The organism is Pseudomonas sp. ADAK13, from assembly GCF_012935715.1.
Taxonomy (GTDB): Bacteria; Pseudomonadota; Gammaproteobacteria; order Pseudomonadales; family Pseudomonadaceae; genus Aquipseudomonas.
Genome location: NZ_CP052860.1, coordinates 6,958,760 through 6,979,207 on the forward strand (window position 1 = coordinate 6,958,760; position 20,448 = coordinate 6,979,207).

12 protein-coding genes are annotated in these 20,448 nt (G+C 63.3%); 5 read left to right on the forward strand and 7 right to left on the reverse strand.

Annotated elements, in window-relative coordinates; translation table 11 throughout:
- Positions 1 to 243 precede the first annotated feature (243 nt).
- Complete coding sequence (locus tag HKK54_RS32110; RefSeq protein ID WP_169389079.1) at positions 244 to 6,522, reverse strand: non-ribosomal peptide synthetase; 6,279 nt, start codon at positions 6,520 to 6,522, stop codon at positions 244 to 246.
- A 486-nt stretch (positions 6,523 to 7,008) separates the two neighbouring features.
- On the opposite strand from HKK54_RS32110, the gene HKK54_RS32115 reads away from it, so the two are divergent.
- On the forward strand, positions 7,009 to 7,803 hold the full coding sequence (locus HKK54_RS32115) for a helix-turn-helix transcriptional regulator (protein WP_010167166.1): 795 nt from the start codon (positions 7,009 to 7,011) through the stop codon (positions 7,801 to 7,803).
- Positions 7,803 to 9,290 (forward strand): efflux transporter outer membrane subunit, encoded by a 1,488-nt coding sequence (locus HKK54_RS32120; RefSeq protein WP_237151036.1) that lies wholly within the window; start codon positions 7,803 to 7,805, stop codon positions 9,288 to 9,290. Before HKK54_RS32115 ends, HKK54_RS32120 begins: the two co-directional genes overlap by 1 nt.
- 783 nt (positions 9,291 to 10,073) lie before the next feature.
- On the opposite strand, the gene HKK54_RS32125 is transcribed toward HKK54_RS32120, so the two are convergent.
- From HKK54_RS32125 to HKK54_RS32150, 6 genes are all read right to left on the reverse strand, one after another.
- Positions 10,074 to 11,414 (reverse strand): PQQ-dependent sugar dehydrogenase, encoded by a 1,341-nt coding sequence (locus HKK54_RS32125; RefSeq protein ID WP_169389080.1) that lies wholly within the window; start codon positions 11,412 to 11,414, stop codon positions 10,074 to 10,076.
- 134 nt (positions 11,415 to 11,548) lie between these two features.
- Positions 11,549 to 12,514, reverse strand: a complete 966-nt coding sequence (locus HKK54_RS32130) for a pyridoxamine 5'-phosphate oxidase family protein (RefSeq protein WP_169389081.1) — start codon at positions 12,512 to 12,514, stop codon at positions 11,549 to 11,551.
- Between the two features lie 2 nt (positions 12,515 to 12,516).
- Complete coding sequence (locus HKK54_RS32135) at positions 12,517 to 13,416, reverse strand: LysR family transcriptional regulator (protein ID WP_169389082.1); 900 nt, start codon at positions 13,414 to 13,416, stop codon at positions 12,517 to 12,519.
- Complete coding sequence (locus HKK54_RS32140) at positions 13,416 to 14,336, reverse strand: LysR family transcriptional regulator (RefSeq protein ID WP_169389083.1); 921 nt, start codon at positions 14,334 to 14,336, stop codon at positions 13,416 to 13,418. Before HKK54_RS32140 ends, HKK54_RS32135 begins: the two co-directional genes overlap by 1 nt.
- Before the next feature lie 188 nt (positions 14,337 to 14,524).
- Positions 14,525 to 15,145: a glutathione S-transferase family protein gene (locus HKK54_RS32145; RefSeq protein ID WP_169389084.1), complete on the reverse strand. Its 621-nt coding sequence runs from the start codon at positions 15,143 to 15,145 to the stop codon at positions 14,525 to 14,527.
- Between the two features lie 124 nt (positions 15,146 to 15,269).
- Positions 15,270 to 16,142, reverse strand: coding sequence for a LysR family transcriptional regulator (locus HKK54_RS32150; RefSeq protein WP_169389085.1), 873 nt, complete (start codon positions 16,140 to 16,142; stop codon positions 15,270 to 15,272).
- 141 nt (positions 16,143 to 16,283) lie between these two features.
- Here HKK54_RS32150 and HKK54_RS32155 point away from each other — a divergent pair, with 141 nt between their 5' ends.
- The 3 genes from HKK54_RS32155 to HKK54_RS32165 are packed head-to-tail and all read left to right on the forward strand — an operon-like array spanning position 16,284 to position 19,489.
- The gene (locus tag HKK54_RS32155) at positions 16,284 to 17,636 is read left to right on the forward strand and encodes a GntP family permease (RefSeq protein ID WP_169389086.1); all 1,353 of its coding nucleotides are present in this window, start codon (positions 16,284 to 16,286) and stop codon (positions 17,634 to 17,636) included.
- Between the two features lie 19 nt (positions 17,637 to 17,655).
- A complete protein-coding gene (locus HKK54_RS32160) occupies positions 17,656 to 18,429 on the forward strand; it encodes a glucose 1-dehydrogenase (RefSeq protein WP_169389087.1) in 774 nt (257 codons plus the stop codon).
- Positions 18,430 to 18,442: 13 nt separating this feature from the next.
- Entirely contained in the window at positions 18,443 to 19,489 is a 1,047-nt protein-coding gene (locus tag HKK54_RS32165) for an L-idonate 5-dehydrogenase (RefSeq protein WP_169389088.1), read from the forward strand.
- Positions 19,490 to 20,448: the final 959 nt, after the last annotated feature.

The window sequence follows — 20,448 nt, forward strand, 5'->3', positions numbered from 1 at the left end:
AACGCAGGTGGTGCGGAGCGGGTAAACCGGCAGGACGCCGGTTTAGCCGCGCTGGGCCAAGGATGGCCCATCGCGGCGGCCCGCGGAGCATCGCCGGAGTGAGGGAACACCGAGCCTAGGCGAGGTGCCGACAGGCGGGGCAGAGCCCTTTGGTTACTTTGGGGCTTTTCCAAAGTGACCCGCTGTAAGAGCGGAACCCATAGCCGCCGTTACCGCAGAAACGGATATGTACACGGTAAAAGCTCAAATCCTGCGCCGCCGCCCCAACTGCGGAATCCCCACAGAAGGCACCACCTCCACCCGCTCCACCCGCCTCCCCACAACCCCCGCCAACCCCACCACCGTCGGCTGACTGAACAACGAGCGAGCATCCACCTCCAACCCCGCCTTACGCATCCGCGCCACCACCCCCACGGCCAACAACGAATGCCCCCAACTCAAAAAATGATCCCGGCGCCCTACCCGGTCCAGCTTCAGCACCTGCGCCCACACCCCCGCAATCACCGTCTCCACCTCCCCCAACGGCGGCTCATAGGCGCGACTCAAAACAGCCTCCACCCCAGGCTCAGGCAACCCCTTGCGATCCAGCTTCCCCGCCGGATTAAGCGGCCACGCCTCCATCCGCACAAACGCCGAAGGCACCATGTACTCCGGCAACCCCTCCACCATGTAAACCCGCAACGCTTCAAGACTCGGCACCGTCTCACGAACCGTGAAATAGGCGACCAACCGCTCATCCCGAATCAACACCGCCACCTCCCGCAACGCAGGGTGCGCCGCCAACCGCGCCTCAACTTCTCCCAGCTCCAGCCGCACCCCGCGCAGTTTCACCTGGAAGTCATTACGCCCCAGGAATTCCAGATTCCCGCCCGGCAAATACCGCACCAGATCCCCGGTGCGATACAACCGGTCCCCCGCCACAAACGGGCTATCGATAAACCGCTCGGCCGTCATTTGCGCCAACCCCAGATACCCACGGGCCACGCCAACGCCGCCGATGTGCAATTGCCCGCTGCATCCCATCGGCACCGGCCGGTCGTGCTCGTCCAGCACATACAGCCGGGTATTGTTGATGGCCCGCCCAATCGGCAACTGCACCGCAGGCACCGGCGCTCCCGGTTCCAGGGTCCAGGCGCTGCTGTCTACCGTGGCCTCGGTGGGTCCATAGACGTTGTGCAAGCGCACCTTGGGCAACCGTGCCTGAACTCCACGGGCCAAGGCCTCGGTCAGTTCCCCGCCACCGCATAAAACGTCGGTGAGGCTGGTGCAAAGCGCAGACTCTTCCAGCTCCAGAAATTGCTGCAACATCGCCGGCACAAACTTGATCACACTGATCTGTTGCTCACGAATCACCTGCGCCAGATACGCCGGCTCGCGGTGACCATCGGGGCGTGCCAGGACCAGGCGCATGCCATTGGTCAGCGGCCAGAACAGCTCCCACACCGAACCGTCAAAGCTGAACGGCGCCCGCTGCAACAACGCGCCACCCTCGGCATTCGGGCACAGTTGCGAACCCCAGTGCATGAGGTTGCCCAGGCCACGGTGTTCGATCATCACCCCTTTGGGCGTGCCGGTGGAGCCGGAGGTGTACATCACGTACGCCAGGTTGCCGACGCTCAAGCCGGGCACCAAAGGATTGCCCTCGGGCGCCTGGTGCCAGGCGCAGTGGTCGAAGTCGATCACCGGTATCGACACTTCCCCCGGCAACTCGCGGGTCGCGCCGTGCACCAGTAACGCTACCGGCGCGCTGTCCTGCAGCATGTAAGCGAGGCGCTCGCGGGGGTAACCCGGGTCCAGCGGCACATAGGCGCCGCCGGCCTTGAGGATGGCCAGCAACCCCACCACCAGGTCCAGCCCGCGTTCGACACACAGCGCCACGCGCGAGTCCGGCTGCACCCCGCGCTCACGCAGGTGATAGGCCAGGCGGTTGGCGCGTTCGTTGAGCTGACGGTAGGTCAGCTGGTGCTCGCCGGCCTGCACCGCCACCGCGTGGGGGGTGTGCCGGGCATGGGCTTCGAACAGGGCGTGAACGGTCAGCTCCTCGGGGTAATCGGTTTCGGTGGCGTTGAAATCCACCAGTTGCTGTTGCAGTTCGGTCGCGGGCAGCACCTGCACCTCGAACAGCGGCGCTTCGGGCGTTTCCACCAAGCCCGACAACACCGTGCCCAGGTAATCCAGCAGGCGTTGCGCGCCGACCTTGCGCGGTGCCTTGGCCTTGAGCCGGAAACCGCTGCCGAGGTCGTCCACCGACAGCATCAGCGGGTAGCTGAGGATGTCTTCACTGCTGAGCAATTCGATGCCGGGCTGCAGCTCCTGCAACGCCTCGGCCGAGGCATGCCGGTAATTCAGCAGGCTGTTGAACAGCGGTGTGACGCCGCTGCAACGCTGGGCCAACGCCAGCGAGGCTTGCTCATGGGCGAGCAAGGCGCTCAGTTGCTGCTGCGTCTCCTTGATCGCCTCGCGCACCGTTAATCCGGCCAGGCTTACCCGCAGCGGCAAGGTGTTGATGAACATGCCCAGGGCACGGTCCGCACCTTCGCCGGCCTGCAAACGCCCCAGCAATACGGTGCCGAACACCACGTCGTCACGCCCCGAAACGCGCCCCAGTACCTGGGCCCACGCCAAGTGAAACAGGCTCGCCGCGCTGACGCCCAGGCTGCGGGCCTGCTCACGCAGTAACTGGCCAAGGCTGTCGGGCAGCAGCACATGGGCTTCTTCGGTCTCGTGGCGATCCGCCTGGCGTTCCTGCAAGCCGAAGGCCAGGGTCGGCTCGTCGACGTCCGCCAGCCGCTCGCGGAAGAATGCCTCGTGCGCGGCCTGGCGTGCCGGTGAACGGGTCTGGGCGACCACATTGCGATAGGGCACCGGTTCCGGCAGTTGCTGTTGCTGGCCTTGCAGGTGCGCCTGGATTTCCGCCATCAGCACCTGGGTCGACGTGGCGTCATTCACCAGATGATGGAAGCGCAGCATGCCCACCCAGCGCCGGTTCAGCGGGTCTTCAACGTAGTCCAGGGCCATCAGTGGGGCCTTGCGCAAATCCAGCGGGCGCTGACGCTCGCGCAGTTGCTCGACGATTGAATCACCCTCAAGGCTCACCGGTTCCACGCGCAGGCGTGCCTCGCGCCACACCACTTGCATCGGTTGCTCAAGGGCATCCCATACCAGGCTGGTGCGCAAGATGTCATGGCGGTCGATCACCTGTTGCAGCGCCTGGGCGAAGGCATCCAGTTGGTCACGGCGGGCGAAGCTGAACATTGCGTGTTGCTGGTAGGGATCGCGCTCGTCGGTGATGTGGTGATACAGCAAGCCCTCCTGCAACGGCGCCAGCGGATAGATCTCTTGCACATTGGGGGCGCCGCCGGGAGTGGCGGCGACGATACGCTCGATCGTCGGCTGGTCCAGCTCGGCCAGCGTCAGCAGGTCCGGGGTGATCGTCGTGCAGCCCGAAGGAACACGGTTTTGCGGCACATCGAAGCCCGCGCCGTCGCCGACCGCTGCCGCCAGCGCGGCCAATGTCGGCTGGCCGAACAGCACCTGCACATCCGCCTGCAACCCGGCCTGGCGCATGCGCTGCACCAACTGGACCGCCAACAACGAATGGCCGCCCAGCTCGAAGAAATGATCATGGCGCCCCACTTGTTCGACGTGCAGCACCTCGGCCCAGATCTGCGCCAGGGTGTTTTCCATGGCGCCTTGTGGAGCCTCGTAGGTTCGGCTGACAAACGCCTCTGCACCGGGCGCGGGCAAGGCCTTGCGGTCGAGCTTGCCGTTGGCGGTCAGCGGTAACGCGTCCAGCTTTACGTAAGCGAGCGGTACCATGTAATCCGGCAGTCGCGATTGCAGCCAGGCACGTAGCGAATGGATCTCCACCGCGGTGTGTTGGGTAAACCAGGCCAGCAGTTGCCCGTCCCGTACCTGGACCACGGCTTCAGTGACGCCCTCATAACCGGCCACAGCGGATTCGATTTCACCCAGTTCGATACGCACACCACGGATTTTTACCTGGTCGTCGTTGCGGCCCAGGTACTCGATATTGCCGTCCGGCAACCAGCGCGCCAGGTCGCCGGTGCGGTACATACGGCCAGGGCTGAAAGGATCATCGAGGAAACGTTCAGCGGTCATTTCCGGGCGATTCAGATACCCCCGGGCCACGCCTTTGCCGCCAACGTACAACTCGCCCGCGACACCGATGGGCACTGCTCTTTGCCGCTCATCCAGCAGATAGACCGTGGCATTCGCGATGGGCTTGCCGATGTGCAGCGGCTGCCCGACCTCTACGAGCCCTGAGGTGGCAACCACCGTGGCTTCGGTGGGACCGTAGTTGTTGATCACAGCAAAACCGCGGGCATTGTTGAACTGGCGCAGGCGGTCGCCACCAATCAGCAAGGTGCGCAGGGTCGGGTGTTCGATGTTCTGGCTGAACGCATACTCGGCCACCGGCGTGGGCAGGAAGCACACGTCCAGCGGTTGAGCGCGCCACCAGTCCAGCAGCTCGTCGATGTCTTCGGCGCCGTCGTGGGCCGGCGGCAGGTGCAGGGTCGCGCCCACGCACAGCGCCGGCCAGACTTCCCAGGCCATCGCATCAAAACCGAAACCGGCCACGCTGGCGGTGTGGCTGCCTGGGTGCATGTCGAAGGCCTGGCAATGCCAGTCCACCAGGTTGGCCACGGTGTGGTGTTCCACCATCACGCCTTTGGGCAGGCCGGTGGAACCCGAGGTGTAGATCACATACGCGAGGTTGGCGGGTGTCATCGCCACCTGCGGGTTGCTCGCCGACCGGGCCGTGGCCTGGTCCAAGTGGATGACCGGCACCTGCAATACCGGCAAGCGCGCCAGCAACTCCGTCTGCGTCAGCACCGCCACCGGCGCGCTGTCATTAAGCAAGTAGTTCAGGCGCTCAGCGGGATAGGCCGGGTCTATCGGGACATAGCAGGCGCCGGACTTGAGAATCCCCAGCAACCCCACCAGCGTTTCCAGGCCGCGCCGGGCGACGATCGCCACACGGTCGTCCGGCTTCACCCCCAGCCCCCGCAGCTGATGAGCCAGGGCATTGGCCCGTTGATTCAACTCGTCATACGTCAGGCGCCGGTCTTGATACACCGCTGCCACCGCCTGCGGAGCCAGCGCGGCCTGGGCTTCGATACGCCCGTGCAGCGTCTGCGCGGCAGGATACGCCTGGGCGGAGGCGTTCCAGCGTTGCAACTGCGCGGTTTCCTCAGGCGTTACCAGGGAGAAATCCGCCAGGGTCAGTTCGGTATTTTCCAGCCCCTGCTCCAGCACATACACCAGGCGTTCGGCCAGGGCCTGCACCTCGTGCGGCTGGAAATACGCCTCGTTGTAGACGCAATGCAGGCACGCCGTGTCGTGGTAGCGATTGCTGCGCAAGTGAATCGCCAGGGGCAATGGCTCATGGTGGTTCGACACCTTGATCGCCCGGGCCGATGCCTGGCCGTAGCGGAATTCATGGTCGTCCTGTTCATAGGACACCGACAGGTCGAACAGTTGGCCACGGTCGGCGCGCAGCAAACCCAGCTCGCGATTCATCTCGCTCAGCGGGAAGCGCTGGTGCCGGAAATCCTGCTTGAGCTGGTCCCGCACACCGCGCACCAACGCGCTGAAAGGCATGTCTTCGCTGAACTGCAAACGCACCGCACTGACCTGGGTGAACAGCCCCAGGGTCGAACGAAACTGCGCATTGGAACGGTTGAGGATCGGCAGCCCCACTACCCACTCCTGGCGCTGGCCGGTGCGGCTGAAGTACAGGTACAGGGCGGCCAGTAACACATGAAACGCGGAGGCCTGGTAACGGTTCGCCACACGCGCCATGCGGTTGAGCAGCGCCGCCGGAAATGGCGCCACCAGGGTGTTGCTCGGCGCCAGGCCCCTGGCCTGATAACGGGGGGTCAGCAGCGGCTCGGGCAGAACCCGGTATTTGTCCAGCCAGTAGCGGCGGTCCCGGGCGTAACGGGGCGACTCGCGATACTGTTCATCGCTGTCGATGAAGTCGATATACGACGGCGCCGACAGGTCCGGTTGCCGGCCCTGCTCCAGGGCGCTGTAGATACCGGCCAGGGATTGCAGCATCTGGCCGAAGCCCCAGCCGTCGAGAATCAGGTGGTGGGCCTGGGTGCCGAGGCGGTAATGCAGGTCATCGAGCTTGACCAGGAAGAAGCGGAACAACGGCTCATCCACCAGGCTATAGGCCCGGGCCATTTGCTCCTGCAGCAAGGCCTGGGCGGCAGCCTGGGGATCGGGCAACCGCGAGAAGTCATGCTGCGGCACCGATACCGCCATCACCTCGGCAAACGCCTGTCGGGGAAAACCATCGGCCGCCACCTGCAACACCGTACGCAACGCATCGTGCCTGGCCACCAGTAGTTCAATGGCACGCTGGATCAATTCGGGGTTCACCGGGCCTGTGAGGTCGACATAACCGCCGATGTTGTACAGCGGCGAATCGCCGAGGCGCAGTTGGTCCAGCCAGATATCCCGCTGGGCGGCGGTCAGGGGGAAAAACGTCATAAGATCCTTCTCATGTGAGGTGTCGATAAGGCGCACAACGCCCCATTGAGGCGAAATCAATGGAATTTAAGCATCGCCCCCAAGGCCCGTATGTCACCCGAAACCCGGACAGCCGGGTACCGCGCCGGGGTTGGCTGATGGTTCAGTGCTGAAACGATTAAATGAATGTAGGAGATTGGCTACATCTGGCCGATGCCTGACTGCCGACGAATTTCAAAAAATCCAATAAAACTGTTTTATATCAAATAGTTAATAAACTCTAAAATACTCGAAGCGCACCCCCTCGCCATATTTCACTGTCAGACATGACGAAATAATGGCGCGTTTTTTATGGCAGGTTGTGTCCCTCGTTTCCGCTACATACGTAGGACAAATCCCCGTGGCTAAATAAAGCCTCGAGCACCGACCCAGGTTCAAGGAGAACGGGAGGCCTGCACACGTACGGGGCAACCGTTGACGGTTTTCGACATCAAGGATGAGATGGCTATGAGTCTGACCAGCAGTATTCGGAATGTGGAAAGTCCGCATTTTTATTTCGAGTTGGGGGAGTTGATTTCCAGTACCGGCACTGAACACTTTGCGGCGAACATGCTGCAACTGGTCGACAAGCTGGTGCCGGTGCACCTGGTGGACCTCAGTGAATGGACCCTCGACGAGCACCAGGCCTGTGTGCTCGATATCAAGTTACTTGGCAGCGATGGGTTGAAGCAGGACTTGCCACCACCGCGCACCCTGCATCACCGCGACGACCATCCGCTGCTGAAAAAAATGCTCGGCATGAACGACCCGCTGCTGATCCAGATGAATGCCAAGGCCAACAGCACCCACGCCCGCGGCACCTCCCACCAGTGCAACCTGGTCTCGCGCCAGGCCAATCGGCGCTGCGTGATTTCGTTCTATCGGCCCCACACCCAACGCGCCTTTTCCCTGGCCGAGCTGTCGTTTCTCAAGAGCCTTTCGGAGACCTTGCTGCCGTTGATGGAGCGCCACGCGCAGATCAACCGCCAACTACCGCTGGTGGCGCCCGAGCCCTCTAAAACCCCGTTGGAGCAGTCGCAATTGCAGCGCGAATTCTATAAACGCCTGTCACTCAGTGACATCACCTTGTCGGCGCGGGAGCAAGAGGTTTGCCTGGGGTTGTTGACCGGTGGGACCGTGCCGCAGATGGCCGAGAAGCTCAGCGTGAAAAACAGCTCCATCGAAACCTACCTCAAGCGCGCGGCGGCCAAACTGGGTGTCAGTGGCCGGCATGGCCTGGCCAAATGGATGGTTGGCGCGTGATGAAAAAACTCATGCTCGGTGTGGTGTGCGTGCTTGGCGGGTGTTCGCTGATCCCGGATTACCAGCGGCCCGAGGCGCCCACGCCGGCGCAATACCCGCAGTACAACGCTGACAAAGTGGGCCCTTCGGTCGCCGGGCCCGACTGGCAACAGTTATTCCGTGACCCGGTGATGCGGCAGTTGATTGGCCAGGCGCTGGTCAACAACCGTGACCTGCGGGTGGCGGCGCTGAACGTCGAAGCGTTCCAGGCGCAATACCGTATCCAGCGCGCGGACCTGTTCCCGGCGGTGTCTGCCACGGCGGCCGAAAACCGGCAAAAAGTCCCCCGACGCGCCACCGGTACCGGCAAGTCCGCAATCACCTCCACCTATTCGGCGACGCTCGGCGTGAGTGCCTACGAGCTGGATTTTTTCGGCCGCGTGCGCAGCCTCAGTGAACAGGCGATGTTGCAATACCTGGCCACGGAAGAGGCCCGGCGCAGTGCGCAACTGAGCCTGGTGGCCAACGTTGCCAACGCCTACCTGACCTGGCGCGCCGACCAGGAACTGCTGGCCCTGGCCCAACAGACGCTGGCCTCGGACGAACACAGCCTGCGCCTCACCGCCCGCAGCAAGACCGCAGGCAAGGCGACGTCGATCGACGTGATCCAGGCCCAGACCAGCGTCGAGAGTACGCGGGCGAGCATCGCCCGCTATCAGCGCCAGGTCGCCCAGGACCTCAACAGCCTGGCGTTGCTGGTGGGTGGGCCGGTGCCGGATTCGCTGCCGGCACAACCACTGTCCGACGACCTGGTGGCCCGGGTGCCGGCCGGGTTGCCGTCGGACCTGCTGCAACGGCGGCCCGATATTGTCCAGGCGGAGTACCAGCTTCAGGCGGGCAACGCCAACATTGGCGCGGCGCGGGCGGCGTTTTTTCCGTCGGTCACGCTGACGGCCAACGCGGGCACTTCCAGCAAGGACTTGTCGGGGTTGTTCCAGGGGGGCTCGGGGAGTTGGGCGTTTCAGCCGCAGATCAACCTGCCGATCTTCAATGCGGGCAGCCTGCGGGCCAGCCTGGATTACGCGAAGATCCAGAAGAACATCCTTGTTGCGCAGTATGAGAAGTCGATTCAGACCGCGTTTCAGGAGGTCTCGAATGGGCTGGCGGCGCGGCAAACGTACAACGATCAACTGGCGGCGCAGCGGGATTTTGTTCGGGCCAACCAGAAGTATTACGACCTGGCGCAGCACCGGTATCGCAGTGGGGTGGACAGTAATCTGGTGTTTCTGGATGCGCAGCGGTCGTTGTTCAATTCGCAGCAGGCGTTGATTGTTGACCGGTTGGCGCAGTTGGTGGCGGAGGTGAATTTGTATACGGCGTTGGGTGGGGGGTGGGATGTGGGGGCTGATGGGGCGGGGTCGAGGGCGGGGGGCATATCCGTTTCTTCGGTCACGGCCTCCTATGGTTTCGCTCTTACAGCGACTCACTTTGGAAAAGCCCCAAAGTAAGCAAAGGGCTCTGCCCCGCCTGTCGGCACCTCGCCTAGGCTCGGTGTTCCCTCACTCCGGCATTGCTCCGCGGGCCGCCGCGACGGGGCGTCCCTGCCCCGTCGCGGCTAAACCGGCGTCCTGCCGGTTTACCCGCTCCTCAATACCTGCGTTCGGCCTCGGGCTTATTGGGGCAGTCAGAGCCAGATCAAGATCAAGATCAAGATCAAAAGCAAGAGCACAGCGGCCTACAGGCCGGCTTGAGTGGTAGAAGCCAGAGCAAAAGCCAAAGCGAAAACCAAATCTGAAACTGCTGCGGCTCTGCTTTTCTGTGGGAGCTGGCTTGCCTGCGATGCAGACACCTCGGTTTTTCAGGTACACCCAGTTGATGCCATCGCAGGCAAGCCAGCTCCCACATTTGACCGTGCCCGCTCTGGCTTTAGATTTTGATTTTGCCTTTGCTTCACACCACTCAAGCCGGCCTGTAGGCCGCTGTGCTGTTGATCTGCTTTTGATCTTGATCTTAGGCGCCCCGTTAAACCACGCTGGCCGAACGCAGGTAGTACGGAGCGGGTAAACCGGCAGGACGCCGGTTTAGCCGCGACGGGGCAGGGACGCCCCGTCGCGGCGGCCCGTGGAGTAATGCCGGAGTGAGGGCACACCGAGCCCAAGCGAGGTGCCGAGTGGTGGGGCAAGAGCCTTTTGGTTACTTTTGGGCTCCTTTCAAAAGTGACCCGCTGTAAGAGCGGAACCCATACCCGCCATAACAAAAATAACGGATATACCCCCAACATCAGCAAAACCTTAGGGCTTCACCCCCGCCACCCGCCACACCGTGTTCCCCACATCATCCGCCACCAGCAACGCACCCTGCCCGTCCAGCGTCACCCCCACCGGACGCCCCTGAGCTTCCCCATCGCCATTCAAAAACCCGGTCAGAAAATCAACAGGCGTCCCCGCAGGCTTACCGTCCTTGAACGGAATAAACACCACCTTGTACCCCGCCTGCGGATTACGGTTCCAGGACCCATGCTCCCCCACAAACACCCCATCAGCGAACGCAGCAGGCATCCCCCGCGCATCAGAAAAGGTCAACCCCAACGGCGCAACATGCGTCCCCAGCGCATAGTCCGGCGCAATCGCCTGGGCCACCTTGTCCGGCCGCGGCGGCTGCACCCGGCTATCGACATGCGCACCGTAATAACTCCACGGCCAACCGTAGAACGCGCCATCCTGCACCGACGTCAGGTAATCCGGCACCAGGTCACTGCCAATCTCATCCCGCTCGTTGACCACCGTCCACAATTGCGTAGAGCCAGGCTTCCACGCCAGACCATTGGGGTTACGCAACCCACTGGCAAACAGCCGTTTCTGGCCACTGCCAAGGTCCACCTCCCAGATCGCCGCACGCCCGTCCTCGGCTTCAAGCCCGTTCTCACCCACATTGCTGTTGGACCCCACGGTCACGTAAAGCCTGGTGCCCTGAGGATTGGCGAGAACGTTTTTGGTCCAGTGATGATTGATCCCGGCCGGCAGATCGGTGACCTTCGCCGGGACAGCATCAATGTGAGTCTGCCCCCGCACATAAGGCACCTTGACCACCGCATCGGCATTCCCGATATACAACTCATCCCCCACCAATGCCATGCCGAACGGCGAGGTCAGACCACTGAGAAAAAGGCTTTTCACCTCGGCATGCCCATCGCCATCGGCGTCCCGCAGCAGGGTAATGCGATCAGCACTCGGCGCATCGGCGCCCACCCGGCCCATCACAAACCCCATCGCCGTACGACGCGCCCAGGCGAGCAGACCAGTGCCGCCGTCGGTGGCACCTTCAGGCATGGGCGGATGGTTACTCTCGGCGACCAGTACGTCACCGTTGGGCAAGGTGTACACCCAGCGCGGGTGGTCAAGGTCTGCGGCCAGCGCCGTCACCGTGAATCCCTCGGGTGCCTTGGGCTGGGCATGTTCCGGCCAGCCCACGGCCTTGGACACCTTGAGCGTCGGGATCAGCGAGGTGGTGGGTTCGGGCAGTTGCGGGCTTGGCCCCACACCGGCCTGAAACGGCAGTTTGGAGGACTCACCACAAGCGCTGAGGGCAGCAGTGGCGGTGATCAGCAGCGCAAGGCGGCTTGGTGCATTCATTGGGAAACCTCGGTACAGCCCATCATTGGGCAGGCAAAATCCCGACGAAGTATTACGTCATTCCCCGGCACCAAACACCGCCTCCCGCGCAATTGAGTTTTAACTCAGTCGCACGAGTGGCTCGGCAGCGCCTCTCAGGCTTTCCAGGGCCCCAACGGCAGGCTGTACGGAGAAAAACCCTCGAACTGCCAACGCAACGCCAACGCCGCCTCCCGCCGTACCACCTGCTCCACGGTCACCCGCCACAACCGCTCCGCGCCCTCGAACGTGGCCAACTCCGCCCCGCCCAGAATCACCTCGGCACGCCCAGCAACCTGCAACACATCACCCGAAGCAAAATCCACGAACAACAACCCCGCCACCGGGTTGAGCTGCAAATTGCCCAAGGTGTTGAAAAACGAGTTGCCGGTAAAGTCGGGAATCGTCAGTACATCACCGTCCACCCGCACAAACCCGGTATTGCCACCCCGGTGTGAAACGTCCACCGAACGCTTGGCCGCATCGCCCTCCAGGTCCACATAGCTGGCGACGAAGAAGGTGTCGGCATTGCGAATCACCGCCCGGTCGGCGTCATCGAGTGAATGGGCGCGCTGCACGGCGCCTTGGGCCAGGCGCCGCCCCTGGGCACCCGGGTCCACCGCACGCAGCTGAATGTACTTCGGGCAGTTGCCAAAGGTGTGCACCACCTCCACGGCAAAACCATCGGCGCCCGCCGAAGCCACGACTCCGTTCATGCGGTTGCGCCGCCGCGTGTTCAGATCGATGCCCAACAGCCCCACGGCCGCGCCACTCTTCAAACCGGCCGCGGCGGGGTCACCCACGGCAGGCTGGCTGTCGATGCGTAAACGGTAAGGATCGGGCGAGTGGACAAACCCCGGCGAGCCTTCCAGCAGCGTGGCCCAGGGCAGCCCCTGATTATCCACGGCACCCACCACCAGATAGGGCAACAACTCATAAAACGCCCGATGCTGTTCCGGCAAATGATCACGTATGACCTTGGCGCCAATCACCTCCATGCGCTCGGCCACGCCGGCACTTTGCTGCAGTTGCCGTTCGCCGGCATGCCATGGCGATACGGGAGACGCGTCCAGATGATTCATGCTCAAGCCCTCGGTGGATGAAACGCCGGTTGTTCACGCAATGCCGCCACGCAAAAATCAACAAAACTGCGCACCCGCATCGACGCGTTGCGCCCTTCGCGGTAGACCACATGCACCGGCAGCGGCGGCGGTTCATAGGCCTGCAATACCCGACGCAATTGGCCGCCGGACACGTGCTCGTGAACCGGATAACTCAGGCAACGGATCAACCCGGCACCCTGCACCGCCGCATTGATCGCGCCCTGCACCGTGGTGCAGCCGAGGCGCGCCCGGGCCTTGATGCTGGTGCCTTGGAAGTCCCATTGCACCCAATCCGAATACGCCTGGGTTGCGACCAGCCGATGCTGCTTGAGCGCCTCGGGTTGCAGCGGTTCGCCATGGGTGTGCAGATAGCCGGGGCTGGCGCAGACGATGTTGCGCACATGGCCCACAGGCCTCGCGATCAGGGATGATCCAGGCAGTTCTCCCACGACCACCGCTACGTCCAAGCCGTCTTCATTCAGGTTCGGAAAATGATCGTGGTAGTGGGCAAACACCCGGACCCCGGGATAGCGCTCCAGGTAGTCGGCCAACAGCGGCGCCATCACATAACGGCTGAACAGAAACGGGAAAAACACCCGCAGATTGCCCTCTGCCTGCACGTGCGCGCCCTTGGCAGAGGCTTCGGCGGCGCTCACGCCGTCAAGGATCCGCGAGCAGTCCGCCATGAACCTCACGCCCGCCTCGGTGAGGCGAATGCCCCGGGTGCTGCGCTCCAGTAATTGCACGCGCAAGCGCGCCTCCAGACGGGCAATCGCGCGGATCACCGTGGGCCCCGAAATGCCCAGGCCACGGGCCGCCGCCGCCAGGCTCGGCTGGCGGGACAGCGCCTGGAAAATCTGCATGTCGCGATAGCGGTCCATCAGGCAGGCCACTGCATCGCGGGGTTGAGCGCTGCATCCTGCCCCAGCCGACTGACCAGGAAGTCCACGAAGGTGTTGACCTTCGCCGGTACCCGGGCGCTGTTCTGGAACACCACGTGGATCGGCAATGCCGGTGGCTCGAACTCTTGCAGGATGATTTCCAGTGCGCCGGCACGCACATCGCTGGCCACCTGATAGGACAGCACCCGCGTGACGCCCCAGCCCAGGCGCGCCAGGTTGATGGCTGCGTTGTTGGCGGTGACTACCAGGCGTGGATCAACGGCCACGTTCAGCGGCTGGCCGCCTTCGATGAACTGCCAATCGCTGACCAATTGGCTGGAAGACGACGTGACAATCTTCGCCTCTCGCAGTTGCCCGGGGTGCAGCGGCCGGCCGTGCCGTTCAAGGTACGCCGGCGCGGCGCAGACCACGCGGCGCACCTCGCCGACCTTGATCGCCTGCTGGCCGGTTTCCTGCAAATGCCCGATGCGCACGGCCACATCCACGCCTTCGTCGGTCATGTTGACCACGCGGTCCACCAGCAAGGCGTTGATGTTGACCTGGGCAAACAGGTCCAGGTATTCCCCCAGGACCGGCGCGACAAACAACTCGCCGAACAACACCGGCGCGGTGACCGTCAGGTGTCCCCACGGCACCGAGAAGCTGCCGGCGGCAGACTCTTCGGCCTCCGTCAGTTCGGCGAGGATGCGTCGGCAATCGTCCAGGTAACGCTGGCCGGCCTCGCTCAGGTGCAGGCTGCGGGTGGTGCGCGACAGTAACTGCGTGCCGATACGCGCCTCCATCGCGGCGATCGCGCGGGTCACGCTGGGGGGCGAGATATTCAGGCGCCGGGCCGCCACCGCAAAGCCCTGCTCTTCGGCAACAGCGAGGAAAATCTGCATTTCCTGGAAACGGTCCATGGGTCCCCTTTAATCGAATGTCATGCACCAAACCTGTGGTTTGGGAGCGGTTGTGGCGAGGGAGCTTGCTCCCGCTGGGCTGCGAAGCGGCCCCAAAATCTTGGGAGCGCTGCGCACTCCAGCGGGAGCAAGCTCCCTCGCCACAGCAAGCTCCCTTACCACAGCAAGCTCCCTCGCCACAAAAACCTTTAATCCTTTGTTAAACCTACGGCCGTGCGTTGCATGCCGACAAACCCCGGCAGCGCCTCGATGCTGCCCAGCCAGGCACGAATGTGCGGGTAGTCGTTCAGCGCGACGTTACCTTCCGGCGCATGGGCGATGTAGGTGTAGTGCGCGATATCGGCAATCGACGGCAGGTCGCCGGTCAGGAAGCGGCTCTGCGCCAACTGTTGCTCCACCACATTGAGGAAGGCATGGGAGCGGCTGATGGCTGCCTCGGCATCCAGCGCCGCGCCAAACACCGTGACCAATCGGGCGGCAGCCGGGCCGGCGTGCAGTGGCCCCGCTGCGGCCGAGAGCCAGCGCTGCACCCGGGCCAGAGCCAGGGGCTCGGTCGGCAGCCACTGGGTGTTGCCATAGTGGCCGGCGAGGTACACCAGGATCGCGTTGGAGTCCGCCAGCACCACACCGTTGTCATCGATCACCGGCACCTGGCCGAAACTGTTGAGGGTGGCCAGGAACTCGGGGGTTTTGTGTGCGCCTTGCTTCAGGTCGACCAGCACCAACTCGGCCGGTACGCCCAGCAGCGACAGCATCAATTGGACCCGGTGGGAATGGCCGGACAATGGGTATTGGTAGAGTTTGATCATGACAGGCTCCGCGGTGTGCCAGGAACTCGACCCGGTGATCGGGTCGATGGCGCTATCTTCCGCCGCTACGGCATGCAACAGAATAGCCAGCTTTTGCAATCCAGCATTTCACCCGGTGAAACAATCACTCGCCAAACAACTCGTCGATCAGGTTGAACAAGGTGGTTTTTACCGCGCTGTCGAGTTCGGTCCAGGCCAGGCCGGTCCTGGCCTGGAACGCACCCAGCTGCAGGTGCCGGGACACACAATTGGCCGGCAGCGCCCGGGCGGCCTGCAACGGCAGCACACCGACGCCCAGCCCGGCCGAGACCAGCGCCAGCATGGTGGTGAACTCCCCAAGTTCAGAGGCGATTTCCAGGGGCACGCCCACGGCCTGAACGAACTCGTCGTAGAACCCCGGGGCATAGCGCCGGGCCAGGATGAACACCGGGACCTTGAGCAAGTCGTCTGGCTGGATGACGTGCTGTGCCGCCAACGGATGATCGCTGGGCAAGGCCACCACAAAGCTTTCTTGCAGCACCGCCCGGGTGTGCACGCCGGGATAGGCCGCCGGCAAGCGCATCAGGCCAAAATCCAGCTGGCCGTTTTTCAACGCCGCCGCCTGGTCCGGGCCGGGCATGTCCTTGAGCTCCAGTTCAATGCGCGGGTAGCGCTGATGCACCGCGCGAATCAACCCCGGCAGCAATTCCGGCAACACCGACGAGACAAACCCCAGGCGCACCCGGCCGATCTCCCCACGGTTCGACGCCCGGGCAGCATCGGCGGCGCGGGCGGCCTGGTGCAGCGTGGCCTGGGCTTCGGGCAGAAACACCCGCCCGGCTTCGGTCAGCGTCACCGAGTGCCGGTTGCGGTCGAGCAGGCGCACGCCCAGGCCGTCTTCGAGCAATTTGATCTGCATGCTCAAGGCCGGTTGCACGATCGACAGCTGCACGGCAGCCCGGCCGAAATGCAGTTCCTGGGCGAGCACGACGAAAGCGCGCAGGTGCTTGAGTTCCATCAGGAGGCTCCGGTTATCACGGTTTTTGATCACCCGATCACAAATAAAAATTGGACGCTGAACCCGGGCTGCGGTGAAGTAAGGCCCGTCATACACGATATGACAGGGTTTGGCCTATAACAATGAGAACAAGGAGGCACCATGCTCGGCATGGCTAACGACACCTATCTGCTGCTGGACGCGCTGGTCACGATTATCGGATTGATATTGTTGATCACCCATTTCAAGGTTCACCCCTTCGTCGCCCTGACCCTCGCCGCCGGTTTTCTCGGCCTGACCTCCGGCATGCCGGTGGACAAGGTCATGAAAGCGTTCCAGGACGGCTTTGGCGGAGTGCTGGGGTTTGTCGGGATCATCCTCGGCCTGGGCACCATGCTCGGCAAGCTGATGGCGGATTCCGGTGGCGCCGACCAGATTGCCCGCACGCTGATCCGCGCTTTCGGCAAACAGCGGGTGCACTGGGCGATGATGTTTTCCGCGTTCCTGGTGGGCATCCCGCTGTTTTTTGAAATCGGCTTTGTGCTGTTGATTCCCCTGGTGTTCATCGTGGCCCGGCGTACCGGGCTGTCGCTGATCAAGATCGGCATGCCGCTGCTGGCCGGGTTGTCGGTGGTGCACGGCCTGGTGCCGCCGCACCCGGGGCCGTTGCTGGCCATCGGGATCTTCGGCGCGGATATCGGCAAGACGATTTTCTACGGGCTGGTGGTCGGCCTGCCCACGGCAATCATCGCCGGGCCGCTGTTCGGCAACCTGATCTCACGCTACGTGCCGGGCAGCCCGTCCCCGGAATTGATGGAGCAACTGGCCAAGGAATCCTCCGGCGAGAACCTGCCGGGTTTCGGCATCACCGTGACCACGATCCTGCTGCCGGTATTCCTGATGCTGCTCAAGACCTTCGCCGATGTGGCGTTTGCCGCTGACAGCACCTTCCGCGTGTGGATGGACCTGATCGGCCACCCGATCACCGCCCTCCTCGCCGCCTTGCTCCTGGCGTTCTATACCTTTGGGGCCGCCCGTGGATTTTCCCGGGAGCAACTGAGCAAGCTGCTGGATTCGAGCCTCGCACCCACCGCTGCCATCGTGCTGATCGTCGGCGCCGGCGGTGGTTTCAAACAGATGCTGGTGGCCAGCGGCGTGGGCGACGTGATCGGGCACATGGCGGTGCGCGCCGAGATCTCACCGATTCTGCTGGCGTGGCTGGTAGCAGCGGTGATTCGCGTGGCGACCGGCTCGGCCACCGTGGCAACCATCACTGGCGCCGGGATTGTCGCGCCGGTGATCGGCTTGATGCCCGGGGTCAACCGGGAGCTGCTGGTGCTCGCCACAGGCGCCGGTTCGCTGGTGCTGTCCCATGTCAACGACGCCGGGTTCTGGCTGGTCAAGCAGTACTTCAACATGACCGTCGTCGAGACATTCAAGACCTGGACGCTGATGGAGACCGTGCTCTCCTTCGCCGCCCTGGGATTCATCATGCTGCTGTCGTTGGTGGTGTGAAGCTTTAGGAGATCGACCCATGCAAAGCGTTTTAGACAACTTCCGCCTCGACGGCCGCCTGGCGTTGATTACCGGCTCCAGCGCCGGTATCGGCCTGGCCATTGCCCGTGGCCTGGCCCAGGCCGGTGCAAGGGTGGTGCTAAACGGGCGCAACCGCAGCACCTTGCGTGACAGCGCCGCATTGCTGGCGGCGGAAGACCTTGAGGTGCACACCCAGGCGTTCGACGTCACCGACGGCGCGGCGGTGCTGGCCGCCGTGGCGGATATCGAAGAGCGCCTGGGCCCGCTGGACATCCTCGTGAACAACGCCGGCATGCAACGGCGCGGGCCGCTGGAGGACTACAGCGAAACCCACTGGCGCGAGTTGATGAGCACCAACCTCGACAGCGCCTTCCTGGTCGGCCAGGCCGTGGCCCGGGCGATGATCCCGCGCAAGCGCGGGCGCATCATCAATATCTGCTCGGTGCAAAGCGAATTGGGCCGCCCGGGCATCGCGCCGTACGCCGCCAGCAAAGGCGCGCTGAAGATGCTCACCAAAGGCATGGCCATCGATTGGGGCCCCCACGGGCTGACGGTCAATGGCATCGGCCCCGGCTACTTCAAGACCGAACTGAACGCCAACCTGGTGGCCAACCCCGAGTTCAGCGACTGGCTGGTGCAACGCACGCCGAGCCGACGCTGGGGTGACGTGGCCGAACTGGCCGGCGCTGCGGTGTTCCTGGCCAGCGACGCGGCGAGCTTCGTCAACGGTCATATCCTGTACGTGGACGGTGGCATCACCGCCTCGCTGTAACCCGGAGAACTTCATGCACGCTATCGTCTGCCATGCCTCAAAAGACCTGCGGGTAGAACCGCAAACCGAACCCCGGGCACTCGCCCCCGACCAACTGCGGGTGCGCATTGCCCGGGGCGGGATTTGCGGCTCGGACCTGCATTACTACCAGCACGGCGGCTTCGGCACCGTGCGCCTGCGCGAGCCGATGGTGCTGGGCCACGAAGTGTCGGCGGTGATCGAGGCCGTGGGCCGTGAAGACGGACCCTTCACGGTGGGCCAACGCTTGTCGGTCTCGCCGTCGCGGCCTTGTGGCGGCTGCCGTTATTGCCATCAAGGGCTGCCGAATCATTGCCTGAACATGCGCTTTTACGGCAGTGCGATGCCCTTTCCCCACGTGCAAGGTGCGTTTCAGCAAAGCCTGGTGATCGAGACCCACCAGGCGCACCTGCTGGCCGATCATGTCAGCCTTGCCGAAGGTGCGATGGCCGAGCCGTTATCCGTGGGTTTGCACGCCATCCAGCGCGCCGGGGCGGTCTTCGGCAAACGGGTGCTGGTCACCGGCTGTGGCCCCATCGGCAACCTGTTGATCGGCAGCCTGCGGGCAGCGGGTGCGGGAGAAATCGTCGCAGTGGACCTGGCCGCCGGCCCCTTGGCCTGCGCCGAAAAAATGGGTGCCAGCCGCACCCACAACCTGGCGGAAGACGCCGACGCGTTGAAGCGCTACACCGCCGAAAAAGGCTACTTCGACGTGATGTTCGAAGTCTCCGGCAGCGCCCAGGCCCTGCGCAACGGCCTCGAATGCATGGCCCCGCGCAGCGTGCTGGTGACCGTCGGGTTGGGCGGTGAAGTCTCGCTGCCGCTTAATATGCTGGTGAGCCGGGAGATCGACTTGCGCGGCACGTTCCGCTTCCATTCGGAGTTTGCCCAGGCGGTGGATTTGCTCAACCGCCAGGTGATTGATGTGCGCCCGGTGATCTCCCATACCGTGCCGTTCAGCGAGGCGGTTCAGGCCTTTGAACTGGCGGCGGACAAGAGCCAGGCGATGAAGGTGCTGCTGGATTTTGGCGTGGGTGATTGAGCCGGGCCATCCAAACCGACGTTCCTGTGTTCGGACATATTGTCCCGCGCCACCTGGCCCTGCATCACAGCGGCGGCGATTTGGCTGGTGGATGGGGGTGTTTGGGGATGGGCTGGGTGTATATCCGTTATTTAGGTGATGGCTGAGATTGGTTCCGCTCTTACAGCGGCTCACTTTTGAAAAGCGCAAAAGTAAGCAAAACGCTCTTGCCCCACCACTCGGCACCTCGCTTGGGCTCGGTGTGCCCTCACTCCGGCATTACTCCGCGGGCCGCCGCGACGGGGCGTCCCTGCCCCGTCGCGGCTAAACCGGCGTCCTGCCGGTTTACCCGCTCCGTACTACCTGCGTTCGGCCAGCGTGGTTTAACGGGGCGCCTAAGATCAAGATCAAAAGCAGATCAACAGCACAGCGGCCTACAGGCCGGCTTGAGTGGTGTGAAGCAAAGGCAACATCAAGATCAAAATCTACAGCGGGCACGGTCAAATGTGGGAGCTGGCTTGCCTGCGATGGCATCAACTGGGTGTACCTGAAAAACCGAGGTGTCTGCATCGCAGGCAAGCCAGCTCCCACAGAAAAGCAGAGCTGCATCAGTTTCAGATTTGGTTTTCGCTTTGGCTTTTGATCTGGCTTCTACCACTCAAGCCGGCCTGTAGGCCGCTGTGCTCTTGCTTTTGATTTTGATCTGGCTCTGACTGCCCCAATAAGCCCGAGGCCGAACGCAGGGATTGAGGAGCGGGTAAACCGGCAGGACGCCGGTTTAGCCGCGACGGGGCAGGGACGCCCCGTCGCGGCGGCCCGCGGAACAATGCCGGAGTGAGGGAACGCCGAGCCACAGCGAGGCGCCGACAGGCGGGGCAGAGCGCTTTGGTTACTTTGCCGCTTTTGCAAAGTGACTCGCTGTAAGAGCGAAACCATAGGTAGCCGTTACCCAAATAACGGATATGTACACAAAAGCCCCC